The following is a 19,667-nucleotide window of genomic DNA, read 5'->3' as shown; positions in this document are numbered from 1 at the left end:
GTAGGGGGCTCCACAATTATTCAAAGGAAGAAACAGGAACTAAAGAACCGTACAAATTGAGATATTTGGCAGTATTAACCCGCCAGTCAAAGGTCTTTTCAACGTGTTGCCGCCCTGCGGTTCCGAGGGAATTTCGTTTTTTCTCAGAGTTTAGTGACATTACGGCGCTGGCAAAGCCTCTGGGCGAGTGGTCGTTAACCAGGACTCCCGCCGAACCCTGATTCAGAACTTCTGGTATACCTCCGACATTATGAGCGACAACCGGCACCTCCAGTGCTAATGCTTCCAGCAGGGTCATGGGCAAGCCCTCATGATCCGAGGTCATTAGCAGGATGTCGAGCTTTGTTAATGCCGGATAGACCGGGTTCTGGAATCCGGTAATGGTAATGTTTGACTCAAGACCCTTCTGTTGAACCCGCTGCTCGATGGCTGATCGGAGAGGGCCGTCGCCGATGATCATGCCATGAACATCTATTTGATGCTTATGAATCAATTCGGCAATGGTATCAACAAACAGATCTACGCGTTTGACCGGAACAAGGCGCCCGACAATACCTACTATGAGAGGCTTGGCGCTCTCGTGTTCAACGGACCTTCGGTCCAGGTAGTCGCGACGCAATTGGTCCACATCGATAAAATTGGGTATATGGTGAACTTTGTCTCCGAACTTTTGCGTGAGCGTGTTGGAAAGTTGCCCCGAGACAGCGATGATGGCGTCCTGAAAAAAGCGGGCCGCCAGATTGTCCAGGATATTAAGAAGACGTTTATCGAGCCGATACCATGGGGCAGGAGTTTCAGGGCTGCCATGGGCTGTCCGTACTGAGCAGTGAACACCGGCAAGTACGCCGGCTGAGACACCTAATATATTTTCTTTGAATCCATGGGTATGGAGGATACTGGTGCCTTGGGTTTGGATGTGGTTGCGAATACCGCTGATCATGGCGAGAGGGGAGAGCACCCTCTCGTCTAGAAGGCTCACGTCGATCCCGGCTTTTTTCAAGCGCTCATAGAGCGTGCCTTCATTAAACACAATGGCTGTCGGCCTTACCTTGCCACTGTGTTTGAGGGATTGGCACAACTGGAAAGCTTGAACTTCAGCGCCAGCCCAGACATCACCTGATACGATGTGGGTTACGGTTGGAAGGGGGCTTGTTGGTTCCAGTGGCATTTTATAGCTTCCCTTTGCCAAGTGTTGCCAGCAATCCAAGGGTGTGCCGTGCATTGCCATCGTGCAAGTTCAGACGGCGGAGTTTGAAGGGGGAGGTGCTCGCTCGGTTCAAACCGGTCTCTGTCGTGCAAGCCGCTGTATAATGAGCTTCTACCAGCCTTTCACCATCCGGTGTAATGTCGCCGTTTGGATAGCAGAAAAGCCCAATTGGGTTTTTGAGCCTTTCCTCAAGCAATTGTTTGCAGTTGACCACCTCGTCTTTCAGTTGCTCAATACTCTGAAGCCTGTTCAAGCGGGCGTGATTCCTGGTGTGGGCGCCGAAGCGGATCAGGCCACTGTCCACCAGCGCATCGATATCCGCGGCCTGCAGGATATAAGCTGTTTCAGCTCGGGGCTGGAGCTCGGGGCACTGGTTGAAGGTTTTTTTCAGATGCTCGTATATTTCAAAATCATCAAGGGTTTTCAGGCGATTAATGACTTTGTCCGCATCTTCAATTGACAGTTTGCGCTCGCCTAGCCTGAAATCCCTGGCGTAATCCCGGAGCCAATCGAGCGTGCCTGGAAGACACCGTTTCACTGTGGCAGGCGGGACTGTCGTTAACAAGTGGAGAATTTGCTCCGGCCAGAACACATGCTTGGTGTCCAGAAAATCTGAGACAAGGAAGATGGTTGCTGGTGTATTCTTTTCCCGCAGCACCGGGAGGCCCTGAGTGAAGTTATCTCTCCAGCCATCATCAAAAGTGACGGCAAAGGCCAGTCTGGGGAGATTTTCCGGAGATTGTTTCTGTTGCTCCAGCCAGTCATCAAGGAACATGGGAACAGCTCCGAGAGACTCCATAATTGCGATGTGATTCCGAAGGTGCCCGGGAGAGACAATCATGCCCGGCTGCTCGCAGAGCCGATGGGAGTCGTCTTCCGCCAAAACCCGGTGGTAGGTTAATATCACCAGGCTGGGTTGCCTGAGGCGCCGGAGCGCAATTAAAGCCCGCAGAGCAAAGAAGGCATCCAGCCAAAACTTTACTGCTTTTTTAAGCATCGGCATGTCCGTGGATTGTCCATTCCTGGAAAAATTCGTATCCGTGATATAGTCGCACAGCCGTTTGTGCAAGTCATCCTTATAGGCAGCTCGCAAGGTGAGGGGATGTCTCCGCCTTTGCTTCATTAACTGGTAAAGGTGCGATTTTATTCGTCAGGTTTTCAGGTACCATAAATTCTTCGAGTCGCGTTAAAGGACAGATCAATGATGGCGGAATGGATATTTTGGCTGAGTTTGTTAGGCGCCGTTTTCAGCTATTTTCTTTACCCGCTTCTGCTGCAATGCATTCCGGCTCGCAGGATGTCTGGTGCTAAGGAACCCGGTAAGAGTTTTCCCCGTATTTCTCTTATTGTAACGGCACACAACGAGGAGGCACGAATTAAGCCGAAGTTGCAAAATTGCCTCCTTTTGGATTACCCGGATTTAGAAATTATTGTAGCTTCAGATGCATCCACCGATGGTACCGACGAAATCGTCCGTTCATACAGCGACGCCAATGTAGTCCTCGCCCGCGCGGAAGAGCGGAAGGGCAAGGAAAATGCGCAATGGCAAGCGATCCAGCAGGCATCCGGCGATATTCTGGTGTTTTCAGACGTAGCAACAGAAATTCCTGAAGATGCCCTGAGGGCGTTAGCCCGTTATTTTGAGGATCCTGAAGTTGGAGCGGTATCCAGCGAAGACCGTTTTGTCAGCCGGGACGGTGGGATCGCAGGTGAGGGCGCCTATGTAAAGTATGAGATGTGGTTACGTAAATTGGAGTCGCGACGATCAGGTCTCGTAGGTTTGAGTGGCTCTTTCTTCGCGGCGCGCAAAAGTATCTGCAAAGACTGGGATATTGAATCCCCTAGCGATTTTAATACGGCTCTGAATTGTGCCCGGGCGGGTTTGGTTGCGGTTACGGCGCCTGATGTATTGGGTTACTACAAAGATGTCGCGGATCCCCAGCGGGAGTACAACAGAAAGGTAAGAACCGTTATCCGGGGCATGACAGCTCTGCAGCGCCATGCTGAAGTTTTGAACCCACTCAAGTTCGGATGGTTTTCAATACAGGTTCTAAGCCACAAGGTTATGCGGTGGGCGGTGCCATGGTGTTTGCTGGCACTGTTTATTGCCAGCCTGCTGCTCTATCACAAAGGTGGGTTCTACTGGCTTGCAACAATAGGGCAGTTTCTGTTCTATGGGCTCGTTGTGGCAGGTCACTTGAGTGAGCCTCTGAGAGCAAAACCCTATGTGAAGATCCCCTACTTTTTTTTGCAGGTAAACATTGCGATTGCCAATGCGTTTATAGAGTTTGTAAGAGGTAAGCGCATGACAGTCTGGGCGCCGTCTCAGCGTTAGGCGCGCTCCATCACTGAAACTCGTATCTGGGCAACGAATGAGCTTATCAAAACTTAGACCGGTTGGTAGCCGAATACCCAGGCCCAGTGGCACTGATCACCGGGGTGGTCTTGAGTGGGGACCTTATGAAATAGAATATTTTGACAGCGGAACCTCGGCCCTCGCCGTGGCTGTCAAATGTTCACTAGCCTTACGCCCGAGTGTTCAATCTCCAGAAGTTCTGTTGCCAGCTTATGGCTGCCCGGACCTGGTATCAGCCATTATTTCTCAGGATTTAACCCCCCGGCTTGTTGATTTGGAGGCCGGTACACCGTGGATGGATTTAGAATGTCTTCGGGCGTCCGTTTCGGAGAACACGGTTGCTATTATTGCTGTAAATTTTCTTGGTATTTCCGAGCGCCTGGATGAGCTTGGGAAGCTGGCATCCGAGTTTGGCCTGGTACTGATTGAGGATTCAGCCCAGCAATTTCCACCAACCTCGGCTCGCGCAGGCATTGCTGATTTTGCGGTTTTAAGTTTTGGCAGGGGTAAGCCCATTAATCTAATGGGCGGCGGCGCTCTACTGGTTCGGCAAGACCATTATCAGGCTAGCAATTCTATAATTAACGGCTTTCCCTATAAAGACCAAAGACCAGGGATCGTCTGGTTCTTAAAACGTGCAGTGTTCAATACTTTGATGAACAGAAGGATCTACGGTGTTCTTGAAAAGATCCCGTTTCTTGGTCTGGGACAGACCACGTTCGAGATGTTGGAAGGTATAACACGGATTGAGCTGAATGAGGGCCTTCTTTCTACTGGTGCGAAAAATATGTATGAACGCCAGCCTCTTGAGGCTGGCTACCGCGAACGTTTAGAGCCACTGACCAAGAGGGGGTGGACGCTGCTCCCCGAGAACTGCAAACGGGCTCCAGGCCAGGATGCCGGAGTGGAAAAGTTACTTCGCTATTCTCTCCTGGCGCCGTCCTTCGGTAAGCGTGAAGACACCATTAAGGCATTGAATGCAATCGGTATTGGAGCCAACTCGCTGTATAACGTGCCTCTTTCCAGGCTGGCCGGCGCTTCGGAACATCTGGCAAATGCTTCATCTGAGTTCCAGTCTGCTGACGCTTTTGCTGATCGTCTACTAACATTACCTTGCCATGAGGACGTGCTTTTTTCAGATCTGGATTGCATTGAACGTGTTCTTCTTGATGTCGCGTCCAACGAGTAAGTTGGCTGGCAATCTCTCTGGATAAAAATAGCAGATTCAGGTAGGTTTTAGGTTCCACGAGGGATTCTGGAGCTGCATTGAAATGGATTTTTTCTTAAGCGATCTAAAAAGTTTTGCCAGAAAATCGTTGAACGATGAATTTATTATTGCCAAAAATTTCCGCAATACTTTCGGCAGGAGAATGAATTTCTTTAATCCTGAAACGTTCAATGAAAAATTACAGTTACAAAAACTGTATAACAGAAATCCCCGCATGACTTTTTTGTCTGACAAGTACCTTGCAAGACAACATATCAAAAACTTGGGGTTAGCTAATATACTTAATGTATTGATTGGTGTTTATGATCGGGCAGAGGATATAGATTTTTCTTCACTCCCTCAGGCTTTCGTCATCAAATGCAATCACTCATGGGCTACCAATATTATTTGCTCAGATAAATCTGAGCTAATAGAAGAAGAAGTCATTGCCAGGCTGAATGATTGGTTGGCGATTAACCACTATTATATACTTCGTGAATGGTGCTATAAAGATATAAAGCCTAAAATAATTATTGAACGGCATCTTGGCAAGGATCTGAAGGATTTCAAGTTTTTCTGCTTTGAAGGATTGCCGCATTATATTCAAGTCGATTGCGATCGATTTGGTGCCCATACACTCGACATATACGATATGAATTGGAATCGTCTTGAGTGTCGCAAAGGCAACAAGAAGCAGAGTGCCACGCCAATGAGCCCCCCCACTTATTTTCAAGAGATGGTAAACGCCGCAAAAACTATATCCTCGGAGTTCAATTTTTGCCGTGTCGACTTTCTTGCCACGCCCGACGCTTTTTATTTCTGTGAAGTTACCTTCTATCCCGGCGGTGGCTTTTCATCTTTTCAGCCAGAACAATTTGACTACTTGTTTGGAGAGAAACTAAACGTCTCTGACCTGAAGATACCTCTTAAATCCCGCCTAAAAATCGGCGCCATCAGTCTGCTCGATCGGATGGGCTTCGTATAAGTTGCCACCATGGAGCAGGCCACCTTCTCCGAAGCCGAGTACCAGACCAAGAGGCGCAAGACACGCGGCGTGAACTTTCTGGAACGGATGGACCTTCCTTAAATGAGGATAATTCCTCATGCCAGAATCGAAGGGGCAGACACCCATACGCCTCCGTTACCTTGCATGTTTGTGTCTTGATGGTGTGCTTCCGGTATAATGCCGACTGATGGGATAGGGAAGAGTTATATGTCAGTATTGCGCACAGTTTACAATCGAGCCCTTTCAGCGGAGAGCCGTTATTGGATTTATAAGCTCCGCCATGCAAAAGAATTCCAACACTTGAGAGAGCGCGTTTATCGCCATCCGAAGGCTGATTTTTCGCTCAAAGGGTGTGCCGAGCGAGAGGCTATATTCGTTCATATTACAAAAGCAGCAGGCACCTCTATTGCGCTGAGTCTATTTGGCGCTTTGCCATACCACTATACCGCTTGGCAATACCGGGTCATTTTTGGACATAAAGCTTTTAACCGATATTTCAAGTTTACGTTCGTGCGCAATCCCTGGGATCGGCTGTACTCAGCCTATTCCTATTTGAATAATGGAGGCTGGGATGAATACGATCGTCGTTGGGCTGAAAAAAACCTGGCAGATGTAGCTACATTTGATGAGTTTGTGCTCGATTGGTTGACCCCTGAGCGCCTCTATAGCCACATTCACCTCTGGCCACAGAATTGGTTTGTGCTTGATGCAAAGGATCGGCTACTCGTGGATTATCTTGGTTACTTTGAAACTATTGGTGAAGACTTCAGTTTAATCGCCAGCCGCGTGAACCCGACAGCATCCTTGAAGCATACAAATGCTTCACCTAGGAATGATTATCGGTCAGTGTATTCAGGCGATGCTATTGAGCGCGTAGCTTCGCTTTACGGCAAAGATATTGCGTTATTTGGCTATCAGTTTGATGGTCTGAAACGAAAACGAGTGGAAAGGGGTGGGCTAGTGGATGACGTTTAGAAAAGTATCCTTAAATCATTTCATAGAGCAGAAAGGCGGAACATTCAAAACAAAAAAACCTCTTCAGACAAGGCCTCCCAGCAATATTTCGAATCACTTCCCGAGTGAGTTTCCATCTAAGCTTAGGAGCAGCCGATTCAAGCGGCAGGCCCCAGCTTTTGCCAGAAGGAAGCCGCAATGGCTTGCACTCTAACCAGTACTGCTACAATATTACATGTCAGCCTGTAGTCAGGTGTAGCAACCCCATTGTAATTGGAATCCGTTTGCGCCCTTGTTAATTTGGCGCTTTCGCCGTAATGAGGATAAACCTCTATGGCAGACGTTTCAGTCATTGTTCCACTTTACAACCGTGCCGATGTCGTAACCGGCACAATCGACAGCATCCTCTCGCAGGACTTCGATGGTGAGGTCGAGATCGTCGTAGTGGATGATGGATCCACTGATAACGCAGCCCAGACCGTGCCCTCCCAGTACCCCCAAATCACCTACCTGCAAAAGAAGAACGGAGGTGTCTCCAGTGCCCGAAATTATGGCATGGCCCGGGCTTCGGGGCGCTATGTCGCGTTTCTCGACAGCGATGACCTCTATGAGCCGAGCAAGCTTTCGACATCGATTCAGCTATTGGAGCGGCAGCCAGATGCTGGATTTGTCTTTACCGACTTCTCACGCTTTAATATAGGCACGCCGGATCGTCTTTTTAAGAACACTAACTCCTTTTTTTTCAAAAGAATTTATAAGTACTGTTCTGAGAATATGCAACTTGGAGAAAGCGCCTATCTGTTGCCGCAACAACAGGTGCTGAACCTTCTTGTCGAGGGCTACTTCATGTCGCCCTGCACGTTGGTGCTACGCAAGGAGCTCGCGCAGCACGTCCTCCAATGGCCTGAGCACCGCTCGATCTCCGAGGATTTTCATTTCTTCCTTAGCCTGGCTCAGGCGGCCAGCGGTATCTATATTGACCGTCCGATGACCCGGGTCGGGCGCGGTGACGACAATCTCTCAGTGAATCATCTGGCGTGTCACGAAGCTGATGTGGAAGTGCTCAGGGAGCTAATTGCGAGCAAGGCCGACGACCCTGTCTTCCGGAAATTTGTCAAAAGAAATCTTTCCCGGCGCTTGTGCGGATTAGCATGGAATTATCGGACCAAAAATTACAGGCATAAGGCCAAAGCGGCCTATTTGGAGTCTTATAAGCTGAATCCTGGCAACGTCCGCCCGCTAGTCGGCTATTTGCGTACCATTGTAGCCGCAAAAGGGGCTGACAAACCATTAGCAGACTGTTGAAGCAAAAACCGGGGCACCCATTAGCCAGTCAGAGTCAATAAGCCGCAAAAACCCTGGTAGTCATCTGCATTTTAAACTCAGCGGTTCACCGTGAGCCCGCATTACTTTCAGTGAGTGGATACGGACTGATTCGCTCTAGGGAGACTCTGAATAGGTCTCGAAATCAGCGATAATACGCTCATCGCCAACGGCATAGGATTCGTTGCCACCATGGATCAGATCACCTTCTCCGAAGCCGAGTGCCAGAACAAGAAACGTAAGACCCGTCACGAGATCTTTCTGGAACGGATGGACAAGTTGATCCCTTGGAAGACGCTTTGTACGAGGTCGAATCCATGCGGCACTTCGCCGGTCTGAAGCTGGATCGCTTGCCGGACGAGACCACCATTCTCAACTTCCGGCATTTCCTGGAGCAACACGGTCTTGGCAAAGCACTGTTTAAAGAGGTGAACAAGCATTTGGAGAAAAAGGCATGATGTTGCAAGAAGGCAGCATCGTAGATGCCACCATCATTTCGGCTCTTTGTTTATGGCAAGGTCCGCAATCGCGGCCTTACCAAGAACAACAACCGGCTGCATTCGTTGGCCGCGTTCAGCAATCTGCTGATTGGTGAAAAATACATACTGGCGTAGGGCCAATGCGCCTGTTTTCCGCCAAAATGGCGGGAAATAGGAAAGAAACATACAAATAACAGGAAAATAACGTCTGAAATTTTTGATTTTTGCTGCTTTAAAGCAACATCGGCGAAAATCAGCGGTTATTCATATTCAGACCTTTCCTAGAAATTTCGTAAAGACTGCCCGCTGTGCCTTGCAGGCCTCAAGAGTTGGCTCTTCACACCGTGCGGCAAGGGCCCAGAATTCGCCTTTGCTGTTCCCTGCGAGCTTCATCAGACCGCCAACAACCTTGGCTTCCAGTTTCGAAATACTTTTGAAACCACCAACATCGTACCACCACCAAATGGTGATCCATTCGTTGTCAGACTTATTCTTAAGAATTGTTTCCTTTAGCTGAGTGACGCCAAACGAATTATCTGGCGCATCCAACACTTGCGAAGATATCAGGCGCCAATTTTCGTTGTCGTAAAGCTCATTCTGATAGTAGATAAGCTCCTGATCCTGATCTTGTTGTGCGTATGAAACCAAATAAATTTGTAGCATTTCGAATTCATCAGATACATAGATGCCGCCTTTGTTTACATCGGCATTGACGAATTCGGGTGCCCAAATATTTGCATTGGTCAGCGGGCCTCGCCAGGGATCTTCTACATTGGGCAGATCTGTCAGTCCGGCTACTGATGAGGGTTTAAGCAGATCTGTTTGCACAAAAAGCACGATCGGGATTAATGCGACTACCGCTGAAGAACCAATAATCCATTTTCTCGGAATTTCAGGGTCGACGTTGTTGCTTACACTGCTTTGGGCATCTTCAGCAGTCGATGGAGCATCAGATTCCAGTTTTCTTGCGATAAAGAATAGGGGTATAAGAGTTATAAGGATGAAAATTACCCATCCAAAAAGTTCATGGTCTTTTAACAAAGAACTTTGCATGTCAGTGACATGACCTGCGATTATAATTCCGAATACCCGGATCCAATTGGACAGCATTGACAGAAATGCTGCGACAACAATTAATAAAACAGTTTTAGAAACCGTTTTGTAGTATAAAAAACCGTAAACCGGTGCAATAAATAATCCGACCATCAAATAGCGAACTCCACTGCACCCTCCGTCGACAAAGAAAGTGCCGCCGGGGATGGTGATATAGAATTCTTTGATCGTTGCGGGTATTCCGAATAGCGACAGCAATGCATTATTTGCGATAACGGTTATATTCTGGAAAACAAAGGAAAAGTCATCCCAGATTGGCGTAGCAAAAACAAGAAGAATAATGGGAGTGCCAGCATTCTTTAAAAATGCTTTACCCCATAATGTATATCCCCAGGCCAATGCTATAAATGGGAGCAAGCCCAGCCGTATGGTTTTGATGTCGGCAGCTTTAGCCAGAAGCATAACTAAAGACAAGCTGATAAGAGCAAGTAAGCCTAATGTCGACGGGTTAAATGCCATCTGAAAGAGTTTTGAGCGCTGCTTGAAGAGTAAATAGCCGATTGTAGCCAGAACCAGGAAACCATGCTGGTAGATTATAGAGTCACGCCAGAGAATCCAAAAATCATGCCACTCCGGTAAAAAGGCTAAGATGAATAGAGCTGTACAGGAAAGCAATAAAGGCCTCTGCGAGCTCAAAAAAGTGATCATAGATACCGACATCCCTGTGAGTGACGATGAAGTTGGGTTACGCTTCGGCCTCAGTACGACTCGAATGGTAATGTTTTCTTGCCTGCTCATGATATCCGAAAAGTATCCTCGAAAAAGGGGGGTAACAAAAAAATGCGGAAATTTATGGAATTCTGGATTTGCCCCTACAATTACGACGCTGCTTTCCGACATTATGAAGAATTGGAGGGCATCCTCAGCCCTTCCGAGCTGGCTAAACTAAAAAGCTTCAGGGTTGAGGATAATCAGTTACAGTTTTTGGTGTCACGCTACCTCTTGAAAACCGGGCTGTCGGATTTTCTGGGCGTAGACCCGGAGGATTTGGTATTTCGCCGTGCTCCATCCGGTAAGCCAGGTTTGGCCATTCCGGGGCATCGAGGCTTGGCTGTTGATTTTAGTCTCTCATACACGCAAGGCATGGCTGTTCTCTTGATTAGACCTGGTCAAACGAAATGCGGGATTGATGTGGAGCGCTTTGAAAATATAAATGTCGACGACTTTTTATCGTCACGGTTTTTCTCTCAACGCGAAAGAAAGTGGATTCTTGGTGGTCGGACCCCTTTAACAATTGGAAGACGGTTTTTTCTCAGCTGGACTATGAAAGAGGCTTACCTCAAAGCTACCGGGGAGGGGCTTGCCGGGCTTTCTCGCGAAATCGAAGTTGTTATTGGGAATTCAGGTAATTATGTTCTTGATCAACGACCTCCCAATCAGCAACTTAAGCAGATGAGATTCCACGACACCTTCATAGATGATCAGTTTCAGGTAGCATTGGCTTGGGAAAGCGCTAGTCCGGATCTTGAAATCAGACAAAAGAGAATTTCAAGATTCGCCATGCTGAATAAATAGTTAATCAATGACCACAGATACCGGATCCGACTCAGGGCTGGACAGACCACTGGTATCGACCACTCGAATGGTGAAGTACCAGGTACCTGAGCTCAGTCCGTCAAACTCAAAACTGGTTTCTGGACCATCTACCCGCTGAGTCTCTGTCAACCGAGCTGGGTCCTGGCCAAAACTTATCACGTAATGGTCGATTTCACTCAGTTCAATTGACGTGCCGTCGATTCGACTTAACGGAGCTGTCCAGGATAATGTTACTGGCTTCCCGCCTGTGATTTCTGTGGCGGGGGCGGTGCCGGACGCGCCATCTGATAGCGACTCAAGCGTCCAGGGATTGACCCCGCTTTCGTAGGCCTCCAGGTTCGAAATTCCTGAGGAATTGACGCTTTCTGAAGCATCGCTGACAACCGGGTTCAGCCCGAACTTCAATTCCCATGTATCCGGTATACCGTCGTTATCTGTGTCGGTGGAATTGCTGAGTGTTGGATCAATGGTGCGGATGGTTTCTGCTGTTGCAATAGTTTGGTTGGTTGACACATCGGTTATGTCAAGTATCGCGACTGAGCCCCGTGTATCCTCATAATATTCCATAACAACAGGGATGGTGTCGCCGGCACCAACACTCACATTGGCGGAGAAATCGGTAGGACCATGATTAGTCCAGTCATTAATAACTCGTTCATTGTTGAGATAAAGGCGTACCCCATCATCGGTTGTGGTTGTAAATCTGTAATTGGTTGTGCCACTGCTATGGGGTGCTGTAAACCATCCGACCCACCGAACACTGAAATAGTCCAGAGGCACGTCGGGCATCGGTGACTCTCTGCCCCAGGTAAAATTAATGGTTTCGTCCATTCGAAGGGTAATGAAACGATCGAAAGCTCGGCCTTCGAAGTATTGGCCGGTGAAGCCAACGAGGTATTCCGGACCTTGCTCGGGCATATCCTCTGCGTCGTTGATGGCCGTGTTTGCCGCGTATTCTTCCAGATTCGAGTATCCATCATTATCCAAGTCGGCATTGGCGTCAGCGGGGTCAAGAGGATTGAGGCCGAACGCAAACTCAGCGCCGTCAGGAATGCCGTCACGGTCCGTGTCCGGATTGTTTTCAGATGTGCCTAACAGGAACTCATCAGCAGCAGAGAGGAGGTCATTATCCGGGTCTGTTATGGCGTCATCCGGGTTTGCAGGGTCGAGGCCGTGAACAATTTCCCAATTGTCGTAGAGCCCATCTGAATCTTGATCTCGGGGAGGGAAGTCCGTGTTAAAGGCGAGGCCTTCACTCCCGTCCAGAAATCCAACGCGGTATCCCAAAGAGAATGCTTCTTTTACACCAAGGCCGGGGCCCATGGCGAGTGAATGCAAGTACTCCGCTGAAATGATCTCCTGACCGATCCCCGGTCCTTCCCAGGCAACACTGAAATGATCACCCCCGGTAGCTTCCTTATGTCTTATTTCAAAGTAGTAACGCTGTCCGGCCGCGAGAGCTTGAATGGGGGTTGTCTGGGATGTGTATTTGTCGAATTCATTTTGATAAGTCCATCCGGGGACAGTCGCGAGCATTGTGGCCTCTTCCAAATTTTCGGATGGGCTTAGCCAGAACTCAGTTTCGTCGTCACCGCTCACGAAGAACCGATATTCCCCACTTACAGGCGCCTCGATGAAACCTTTAACCAATGTCCCGTAGTTATCGCCTCTCCCGCTGGGGCCACTCAGAGAGTCAAGTTCGATGATTTCGTCGGGGTTTTCGGGATATGTGTCTCGCGCTATCAAATCCTCAACGTTCGTGCCGGTGACATTTTCCCAGTAAAATGCGTGAACAACTCCGGGTTGGCTTGTTTGGGGCAGTGCAGCCGTCGGCGGAAGTGATTCAATGTCCCTGTATTGCCAGCTTTGACAGCCGCCAATCATTAATAACGCACAACCTAGTAAAGCCATCCTTGAAGCGGACATAGTACCTCCCAAGCAACTAATCTACCTGCGCTCATTCAAGAATAGCGGTTAAGTTTTGCCTGACTAGTGCTGTGTTGGAATGTTTTAGACTTTGAAATTTTCTCTGATAACTAATATTCCTCTGCCTTCTAAGAAAAATAACGTAAGCCAATAAATCGACCACTTGCCTCAGCCGTATTGAACCACTTTTTTTGAAGCCGGCAACTCGGTGTTCCTAGGCAGCAGCGTTTCCAGTTTTTTCACCGTATCACCTCGGCAATGCGTTCCAGCACATGGTGGATATAGGCTAATTGTTCCAGGCCATTGGCCTTGGCGGTCTCGATTGGTTAGAAGCAGGTAGCGCTGGCTTTAGCGCCTTGTGAGCTGGCAGCGAACAGCCATGCCTTCTTGTTATGGAAGTGTTTCCATAAGAGAAGAAACTGCCTGTTTTGCTGGACCTCCTAGTATTGGTGAGGGAGTCAGTGTGGGCAAGCTCGGGGCTGGGATGTAGGTTCTGGTTTATTGGCGCTTACCATTTTTCAATGCCGCAGCCATCACCTCAGATTTCCCTGTTGCCGTTAATTCGGTGGGACTCTTAATTACCGAACATACTAGCGGAGCCGGAATGTGCGTCTGAAATAGATGAGAAAATGTATCGATATCGAGCAGGAAATCGTTGTAACAATCAAACAAATTCATTTAAGAGCGAGAAAGTAAACGTATTTTTTTCTGCACGTACCATAAGATATTTTTGGGTAATAGCGGTTCCCAGTAACCGTATGGGCTAAAATGAATTATCCAGGCTTTTCTCATTTCATCGGTTTGGTTGGGCAAACTACTGTGAAGTGTTTGTGGAAGGTGGATGATTACATCGCCCAAATTTGCAGTGACCTGCACAGAATCAAAACTGGCTAGTCCATCTATTTTCGTAAAAAGAGCATGTCCTTTAGAGTAACGTTGATGCGCTAAATTGCCAAATCGGTGTGAGCCGGGGACGTATTGCATGCCTCCCATTGAGGGGCTTGTGTCTTGAAGTGGAATCCAGACATGTACACTCTGCATCTTTTTTACTTTATCTTTGTAAGCCTGATCCTGATGCCAATGAACAGATCCGCTCATAGGCTGCTTATAGATTGCATGATCGAAAGAAGGCTTCGCGTGCCGACCCAGAATTCGATTTATGAGCCCATTGCACTCGGCAAGCAATGTTGACCGACGCAAACTCGGTAATGCCTTCAATAGGTGGTTCATTTCCTGTACACCTCCTATGTGTTCATCGGTCGACCCATGCTGAAGGAGAAGATTTTCCTGGCTACAAAGACTTCCAGAAAACGCAAAGTCCAGAACATGCCTAGCCTCAGTTAAACCATCAACACTCAGCACTTTTTGCAGATGGATAAACCCATAGTAATCTAGCTGTGCTAGTTCCGGGGTGACAAGCTCAAGTTCCCTCGGAACCGATCGAATTGATTTCATTTGTTAGATGGCTTCCAAGTCCGATATCGATTGCCTGTAACAACTGCAAAAATTGCACTAAAGACAGCTGTTATAGACGCCAGGAAAAATCCAATATTACTCAACTTGGTTTTGCCTCTCATCCGTATAAATGAACCTAATGCCAACATAGCTGTAGCTGTAAGAGAAGGGGCTAACATAGCTGCTTCAGTGCCGAAGTATATTATGAGCCAAACCGCAGAAGCTGCTGTGAACCAACGCAAAATCTTATGGCTAAATAACTGCCATGAAAACCAGCCATGTTTAGCGATAATGAGGAGATCTCGGTTCATAGATACAGTAGATATTCCATGCACTATGGTTCTTTTTTTTCGTTCAAATTCATCCACAAAAGTATCGCTTAAAGAGTAGTATCCTTTGACCCTGTAATCTGTTTTTGCATAATATCCGGATCTGACGGCAATCATCGCAATATCTAAGTCAGAACAGCCGTGTCCCGTAAGTTTTTTGCATAAGTGCTTTCGCGCCGCGAAATACGAGCCACTGACTCCCACGCATGAAGAAAGTTTACTCTCGTATAACCGCAACATCATTTCGAATCTGATGAAAAAAGCGCCCAGTGAATACCTGTCTTCAGGGATGAAATCAACCGAACTAACAACGCCGATTTTCTTCTGAGAGAAATTATTCAGAAGAGCGGAAACTGATCCTGGCAATATCCTTGTGCCAAGATCGGAAAATATAATAATCTCACCAGAAGCTTTTTTAATTCCTTCGATAAGGGCAGTTTCCTTTCCCACGCGATGCGGCAATTCAATAAGTTTAACATGTTCATGATCAGCGACAATATTGGCTGTATTATCAGTGCAACCATCAGTGACGATGATTAATTCGTGAAATCCAATAAGCGGTGCAGTTGATAAAACATTTTCAATTTTGTCGTTGATAGATTTTTCGCCATTAAACACCGCCACAAGATGGCTCACGGTAGGTAAATAAATATCGTCAACAGACGCTCGCTGGTTTTTCCGCCCGAAATTTCTGGCAAAAAAAATCAAGAGCAAGGGGTATAGAAAAGAAGAGTATATAATGACGCACACAGCAAGGACATTGAGTTGGTACATGGGGAGCGCAGCCTGTTATTAGTATTCTGTGAGTTTGGGCCATGTCTGGATATTTTACTCAGCTTTTAAATCAGAGATCACTTCGAAGATGGACCCACACTACGAATTTTGACGATAGGGAGATATCCGTTGCCGGCGGCTCCATGCCGTGTGGCAGTTGGATCAAATACAATCTGGCCATCCATCGATTTGTCGCCGTTTATAATAACCGCGCCATCATCTCTTATCAAAGGTAGGGCAAGGTTGTGGTTACCCTGATTAACAACAATGTTGTCTGTGGGACCCTCAAAAAAATAGGTAATTGGAACAGACCAGAAGGCGGTGGTCATAGGCGATGTAAGGACGATAGATATCAAACGCACAACACAGGTTCCTTCCTTAGAATGTAAGTATGCCAATCAGCATCTTTCATGCCATGACTTTAAGATCAGTCATTTACTATGTTTTTTAAACATCTTTGTAAAAAAGACTGACAGCCTGCGACAGGGGGTAATCCCGGGTTTTTAGAGCGGGTATTGGGGACGATTACCCTGCAAACTGCACGATCTGAATCCTTAAACATACCTGGTAGACGTGCTGCAACGCATCAGCCGACACCCGGCCAGCCAGGGGTATATGACAAGAGTCCGGATCCGGCCATAGACGGAAATCGTTCCGTCTCAGCATGGGAGGAATAATTTTAGGGTGGATATGGTTGAATCAGCATCGCGCCGGCTTTGCCATAATCGTAGCCAGAGCGATACATCGTGAGCACTATCCAGCCGCAACAGGGTCAGAGAAGCGGTGAGTGCGCGGGCGCGGGGCAAGACGCGCTTTAAGCGTATCCACAAAGCCGTTGTTGGCGTGCTGGCTGCCGGGGCGCAGCTCGCAACCCGGGCACCAGCCCCCCCTGGCCGAGGTTCACGGCAATGGGCGCATAGCCGTCGTAGCTCTTGTAGGTGTAGCTGTCGCGATATCCAGGGCTACATGGCCCATCTCCAGCGGGGAGGCCGGAGCTTCAACGGACTTCAGAAACTAGCAATTGGCGTCATCCAGCAAGGGGGTCAGCGCCCTGGCATCTTCATCAAACCGTTGCCGCCAACTGGGCCGATGCACTGACTGGGTGAATGAATCGCAGGTGCTATTATACCGCCCGGGGCCTTGCTGTCGCAGGCTTGAGGTCCAAATCGGGCCGTGTGAAGACACGGATTCAGGTAATATTCCTCTGCCTTCTAAGAAAAATAACCGCAGGTTAGCTGCGGTTATTTTGGGGAGGCCGGGGTGTCAGCGACGTTTTTTGAACTCTATTGCTGGACTCGTTCCAGAATAGCTTTGGCTTTTTCCTGTTCACCCACCGCTTTGTATGCTTCGGCAAGATGGAGTCCAATTTCCGTTGATTCCGGATTGGCTGCGTGAGCCTTCTCAAGAATTGGCACGCTCTCGTCGTGCTGCCCGGCTTTGAACAATATCCAGCCAAAGGTGTCAGCGACAGCCGCTGAGTCACTTTTTAATTCAAAGGCCTTTCTGGCAACTTCGAGTGCTCGTGGATCTTCTTCCTGCTGATACAGCCATGCGAGATTATTAAGGGCGATGACGTTGTTTGGTTGGGTCTGAATGACTGTCTGGTATGCCTCTTTGGCTTCTCCCAAGCGGTCTGCCTCCTGGTAGGCGATTGCCAATGCGAAGGTTATCTGACGATTGTCCGGGTACCTCGACTGCGCCGACTCCATGGCTTCTAACGCTTTTGTTGACTGGCCGGCTCTCTGTAATGCCTGTGCATAGCGAAGCTGGATGGCTGCATTATCCTGTTTCTCAAGCGCCAGTTGATAGAGCTCTGCAGCTTCCTGATAGCGTTGGTCACCAGACATCCAGGATGCTTCCATCAGGAATGGCTGGGCGGAGTCCGGATGGTTCAACTTGGTTTCCCGGATAATCTCGTTGGCCTTATCTCTTTCGCCTGTTTGATAGGCAAGGTTTGCCGCTTGCAGGGCGATTCTTTCATTTTCAGGAAATAGTCCCAAGGCTCTGTCCAGAACTTTTCCAGCTTCCACAATCTCGTCAGCATTGATTTTTTGCGCCGCGACGTTACTGAAAATAGAGGCTACGAGCGGGGACAGGCGAGAGGGTGTGTTTTCATCAACAGGCTCGAGCAAAACCGCGAGATGGTCTGTGCTCGTTGTGGTATCCCCATTGAGGAGGCTATGCTCCAGCAAAACAAGTCTTGGGCCGGAAGCTTTCGGGTCCTGCTCCAGTAGTTCTCGCAGAAAGCCCGCAACCTGATCCCTTGGAAGTGTATTGGTTAAGTTCTGCAGCGCCTGGAGATTGTTCGGCGCAAGGGTCACTGCTTGCTTGAAATATTCGGATGCTTTTCCGGAATTTCCCCGGGACCTTTCGAGAGCCCCAAGAGAGAGCAGTGGATCGTGATTTTGAGGTGAGTTCTGCGCGGCCTTGCTGAACAGATCCTCAGCGAGTTCACTGTTATCCTGAATCAAGGCCAGTTGGCCTCTGGCCAGCATTGCCTCGGTGCTTTCGGACTTTTGCTTGAGCCACTCATCGGCATAACTAATCGCAGCGGCCTGATTACCTGCATTCATGTGCGCCTGAATAATCATCTGCCTCGCACCAGAAGAGTCTGGATCGCTCTTGATGACCTCTTCAAGTTGCGCCAGAGCGCGATCAGTCTTGTTCTGCTGAATCAGGTAACGGGCATAGCGGATTCTCAATTGGTTATTGTCTGGCTTGAGCTCAAGTGATTTTTCAATGAATTGTTCGCCTGCTTCATTCTCCCCCCCGGCAATTGTTGTAATGCCTACCATTGCCAGAACACCAGGGTCTGTCTCTTTATCACTCAGTGACTCCAGGATTTCACGGGCGTCTTCCAGATTTCTTAGCTGAATCTGCGTGGCTGCCAGTAACTTGGCAGCTGCTTCCGTGTCTTCATTCTGGACGATGGGTGTGAGAAGGCGTTCGGCTTCTTCCATCCGCCCTTGGCGAAACCGAATCATCCCCAGCAGAAGGGCACTTTGCTCATGTCGCGGAGCCTGTTTAAGTACTTCTTCCAAATAGCGCGCGGAGTCGTCCAGATTGCCTGCCTCATAGGCCTCTTGAGCGGCTTCTAGATTGCTGCGAATGGTGCCGGGTGCAGACTTGGCAAGCATTTCCTCATAGACAAACGCTTCCGCTGCTTTTCCTTGTTCTCTCAGTACGCGAATTAATGAAGAAATGGTTTCATACTTTTTGTAAGTCATGATGTCATATTGGCCGACGTCCTCAAGCGCACGGATGTAGGCGTCTTCAGCTTCCTGCCAATTTTCCTTCGTTTGGGCAAACTGTGCTTTCCATAGCCAAAGCTCGGGCGAATCCGGATCAACCTTTTCCGCTTGCTGGATAAAATCCTCTGCGCTCTGCTCATTACCTCTGGCGTAGGCCACTCGGGATAGGCCGATGAGGGGTTTGACTGATGAGGTATCCAGTTCCTGAGCTTTCTTATAGAACTGTTCGGCTTCGTCAAGCTGCCTCTTTGCAAATAACGTGTCCGCCTTGAGCAGATTGGCCTGGATCTGTTGCGGTCGATCAGGATTCTGCAGGTCGTCGAGAATGTTAAGAGCCTCGTCACTCTGGCCTTTGAGCTGTTTGGATTTTGCCCGTATTAACTTGATTCTGTTGAGGGTTGTGTCGTTGAGTGCATCCGGAGCAATACGGTCTTTAAGAAAGTTAACCTGGCGCTCAGCATTAACTGCGTCACCTGCAGTGAGAAGGTTGTCAATAATGATGAAGTAAGGTTCGGCATTATTGGGTTGTAATTCGGCAGCACTACGCGCCTCGAGCGTACTGGCCTTGAGCTCACCCTGGCGCTGGAAAAAGCGCGACTGGTCCAGGTGACTGAGATACTGGATTTCTGCCTGACTCATTTCATTGTTGTTGTTGTCGCCACTGCAGCCGGCGAGGGTCAGCGAAATGGCAACTGAAAGAAGGGTGGCACGTACTGCTGATACTGATTTCATGGGCCTGTTCCTTTCCCTT

At 48.5% G+C, this 19,667-nt stretch carries 14 protein-coding genes and 3 pseudogenes; 7 read left to right on the top strand and 10 right to left on the bottom strand.

The annotated features are described in order from the left end of the window. Positions 1-16: 16 nt before the first annotated feature. The gene (locus tag CLH62_RS01765; protein WP_170005746.1) at positions 17-1,168 is read right to left on the bottom strand and encodes a glycosyltransferase family 4 protein; all 1,152 of its coding nucleotides are present in this window, start codon (positions 1,166-1,168) and stop codon (positions 17-19) included. A 1-nt stretch (position 1,169) separates the two neighbouring features. Continuing rightward, entirely contained in the window at positions 1,170-2,204 is a 1,035-nt protein-coding gene (locus CLH62_RS01760; protein WP_170005745.1) for a polysaccharide deacetylase family protein, read from the bottom strand. A 204-nt stretch (positions 2,205-2,408) separates the two neighbouring features. Here CLH62_RS01760 and CLH62_RS01755 point away from each other — a divergent pair, with 204 nt between their 5' ends. The 5 genes from CLH62_RS01755 to CLH62_RS01735 all read left to right on the top strand — a co-directional run bounded on the left by CLH62_RS01755 (position 2,409) and on the right by CLH62_RS01735 (position 8,035). After that, positions 2,409-3,542 (top strand): glycosyltransferase family 2 protein, encoded by a 1,134-nt coding sequence (locus CLH62_RS01755; protein ID WP_228152744.1) that lies wholly within the window; start codon positions 2,409-2,411, stop codon positions 3,540-3,542. A gap of 37 nt (positions 3,543-3,579) precedes the next feature. Then, the gene (locus CLH62_RS01750) at positions 3,580-4,752 is read left to right on the top strand and encodes a DegT/DnrJ/EryC1/StrS family aminotransferase (RefSeq protein WP_099616431.1); all 1,173 of its coding nucleotides are present in this window, start codon (positions 3,580-3,582) and stop codon (positions 4,750-4,752) included. An 82-nt stretch (positions 4,753-4,834) separates the two neighbouring features. Next, positions 4,835-5,755: an ATP-grasp fold amidoligase family protein gene (locus CLH62_RS01745; RefSeq protein ID WP_099616430.1), complete on the top strand. Its 921-nt coding sequence runs from the start codon at positions 4,835-4,837 to the stop codon at positions 5,753-5,755. A gap of 228 nt (positions 5,756-5,983) precedes the next feature. After that, complete coding sequence (locus CLH62_RS01740) at positions 5,984-6,751, top strand: sulfotransferase family 2 domain-containing protein (RefSeq protein ID WP_170005744.1); 768 nt, start codon at positions 5,984-5,986, stop codon at positions 6,749-6,751. Between the two features lie 312 nt (positions 6,752-7,063). After that, the gene (locus CLH62_RS01735; RefSeq protein WP_099616428.1) at positions 7,064-8,035 is read left to right on the top strand and encodes a glycosyltransferase family 2 protein; all 972 of its coding nucleotides are present in this window, start codon (positions 7,064-7,066) and stop codon (positions 8,033-8,035) included. Between the two features lie 135 nt (positions 8,036-8,170). Here CLH62_RS01735 and CLH62_RS21495 read toward each other — a convergent pair whose 3' ends face one another. Beyond that, positions 8,171-8,305, bottom strand: a complete 135-nt coding sequence (locus CLH62_RS21495; RefSeq protein WP_265734805.1) for a hypothetical protein — start codon at positions 8,303-8,305, stop codon at positions 8,171-8,173. A gap of 29 nt (positions 8,306-8,334) precedes the next feature. Between CLH62_RS21495 and CLH62_RS01730 the strand changes: the two are divergent. Next, a pseudogene (locus tag CLH62_RS01730) lies at positions 8,335-8,555 on the top strand (transposase); the annotation flags it as partial. Between the two features lie 247 nt (positions 8,556-8,802). On the opposite strand, the gene xrtA reads toward CLH62_RS01730, so the two are convergent. Then, entirely contained in the window at positions 8,803-10,293 is a 1,491-nt protein-coding gene (gene xrtA / locus CLH62_RS01725; RefSeq protein ID WP_170005743.1) for an exosortase A, read from the bottom strand. Positions 10,294-10,437: 144 nt separating this feature from the next. Here xrtA and CLH62_RS01720 point away from each other — a divergent pair, with 144 nt between their 5' ends. Beyond that, positions 10,438-11,160, top strand: coding sequence for a 4'-phosphopantetheinyl transferase family protein (locus CLH62_RS01720; RefSeq protein WP_170005742.1), 723 nt, complete (start codon positions 10,438-10,440; stop codon positions 11,158-11,160). Here CLH62_RS01720 and CLH62_RS01715 read toward each other — a convergent pair whose 3' ends face one another. From CLH62_RS01715 to CLH62_RS01685, 6 genes and pseudogenes are all read right to left on the bottom strand, one after another. Next, positions 11,161-13,107, bottom strand: a complete 1,947-nt coding sequence (locus CLH62_RS01715; RefSeq protein WP_099616425.1) for a PA14 domain-containing protein — start codon at positions 13,105-13,107, stop codon at positions 11,161-11,163. It lies immediately after the preceding gene. Between the two features lie 168 nt (positions 13,108-13,275). After that, a pseudogene (locus CLH62_RS01710) lies at positions 13,276-13,496 on the bottom strand (transposase domain-containing protein); the annotation flags it as partial. Positions 13,497-13,785: 289 nt separating this feature from the next. Continuing rightward, positions 13,786-14,562, bottom strand: coding sequence for a phytanoyl-CoA dioxygenase family protein (locus CLH62_RS01705; protein WP_099616424.1), 777 nt, complete (start codon positions 14,560-14,562; stop codon positions 13,786-13,788). Then, positions 14,559-15,665 (bottom strand): glycosyltransferase, encoded by a 1,107-nt coding sequence (locus CLH62_RS01700; protein WP_099616423.1) that lies wholly within the window; start codon positions 15,663-15,665, stop codon positions 14,559-14,561. Before CLH62_RS01700 ends, CLH62_RS01705 begins: the two co-directional genes overlap by 4 nt. A 743-nt stretch (positions 15,666-16,408) precedes the next feature. Further along, positions 16,409-16,742: pseudogene (locus CLH62_RS01690) on the bottom strand (IS1380 family transposase); the annotation flags it as partial. A gap of 206 nt (positions 16,743-16,948) precedes the next feature. Continuing rightward, positions 16,949-19,648 (bottom strand): tetratricopeptide repeat protein, encoded by a 2,700-nt coding sequence (locus CLH62_RS01685; protein ID WP_099616421.1) that lies wholly within the window; start codon positions 19,646-19,648, stop codon positions 16,949-16,951. Positions 19,649-19,667: the final 19 nt, after the last annotated feature.

Origin of the sequence: Marinobacter guineae (assembly GCF_002744735.1) — a bacterium.
In the GTDB taxonomy this organism is placed as follows: Bacteria; Pseudomonadota; Gammaproteobacteria; order Pseudomonadales; family Oleiphilaceae; genus Marinobacter; species Marinobacter guineae.
The sequence above is the reverse complement of the archived record's forward strand: the minus strand, read 5'-3'. Positions and strand labels throughout refer to the sequence as shown.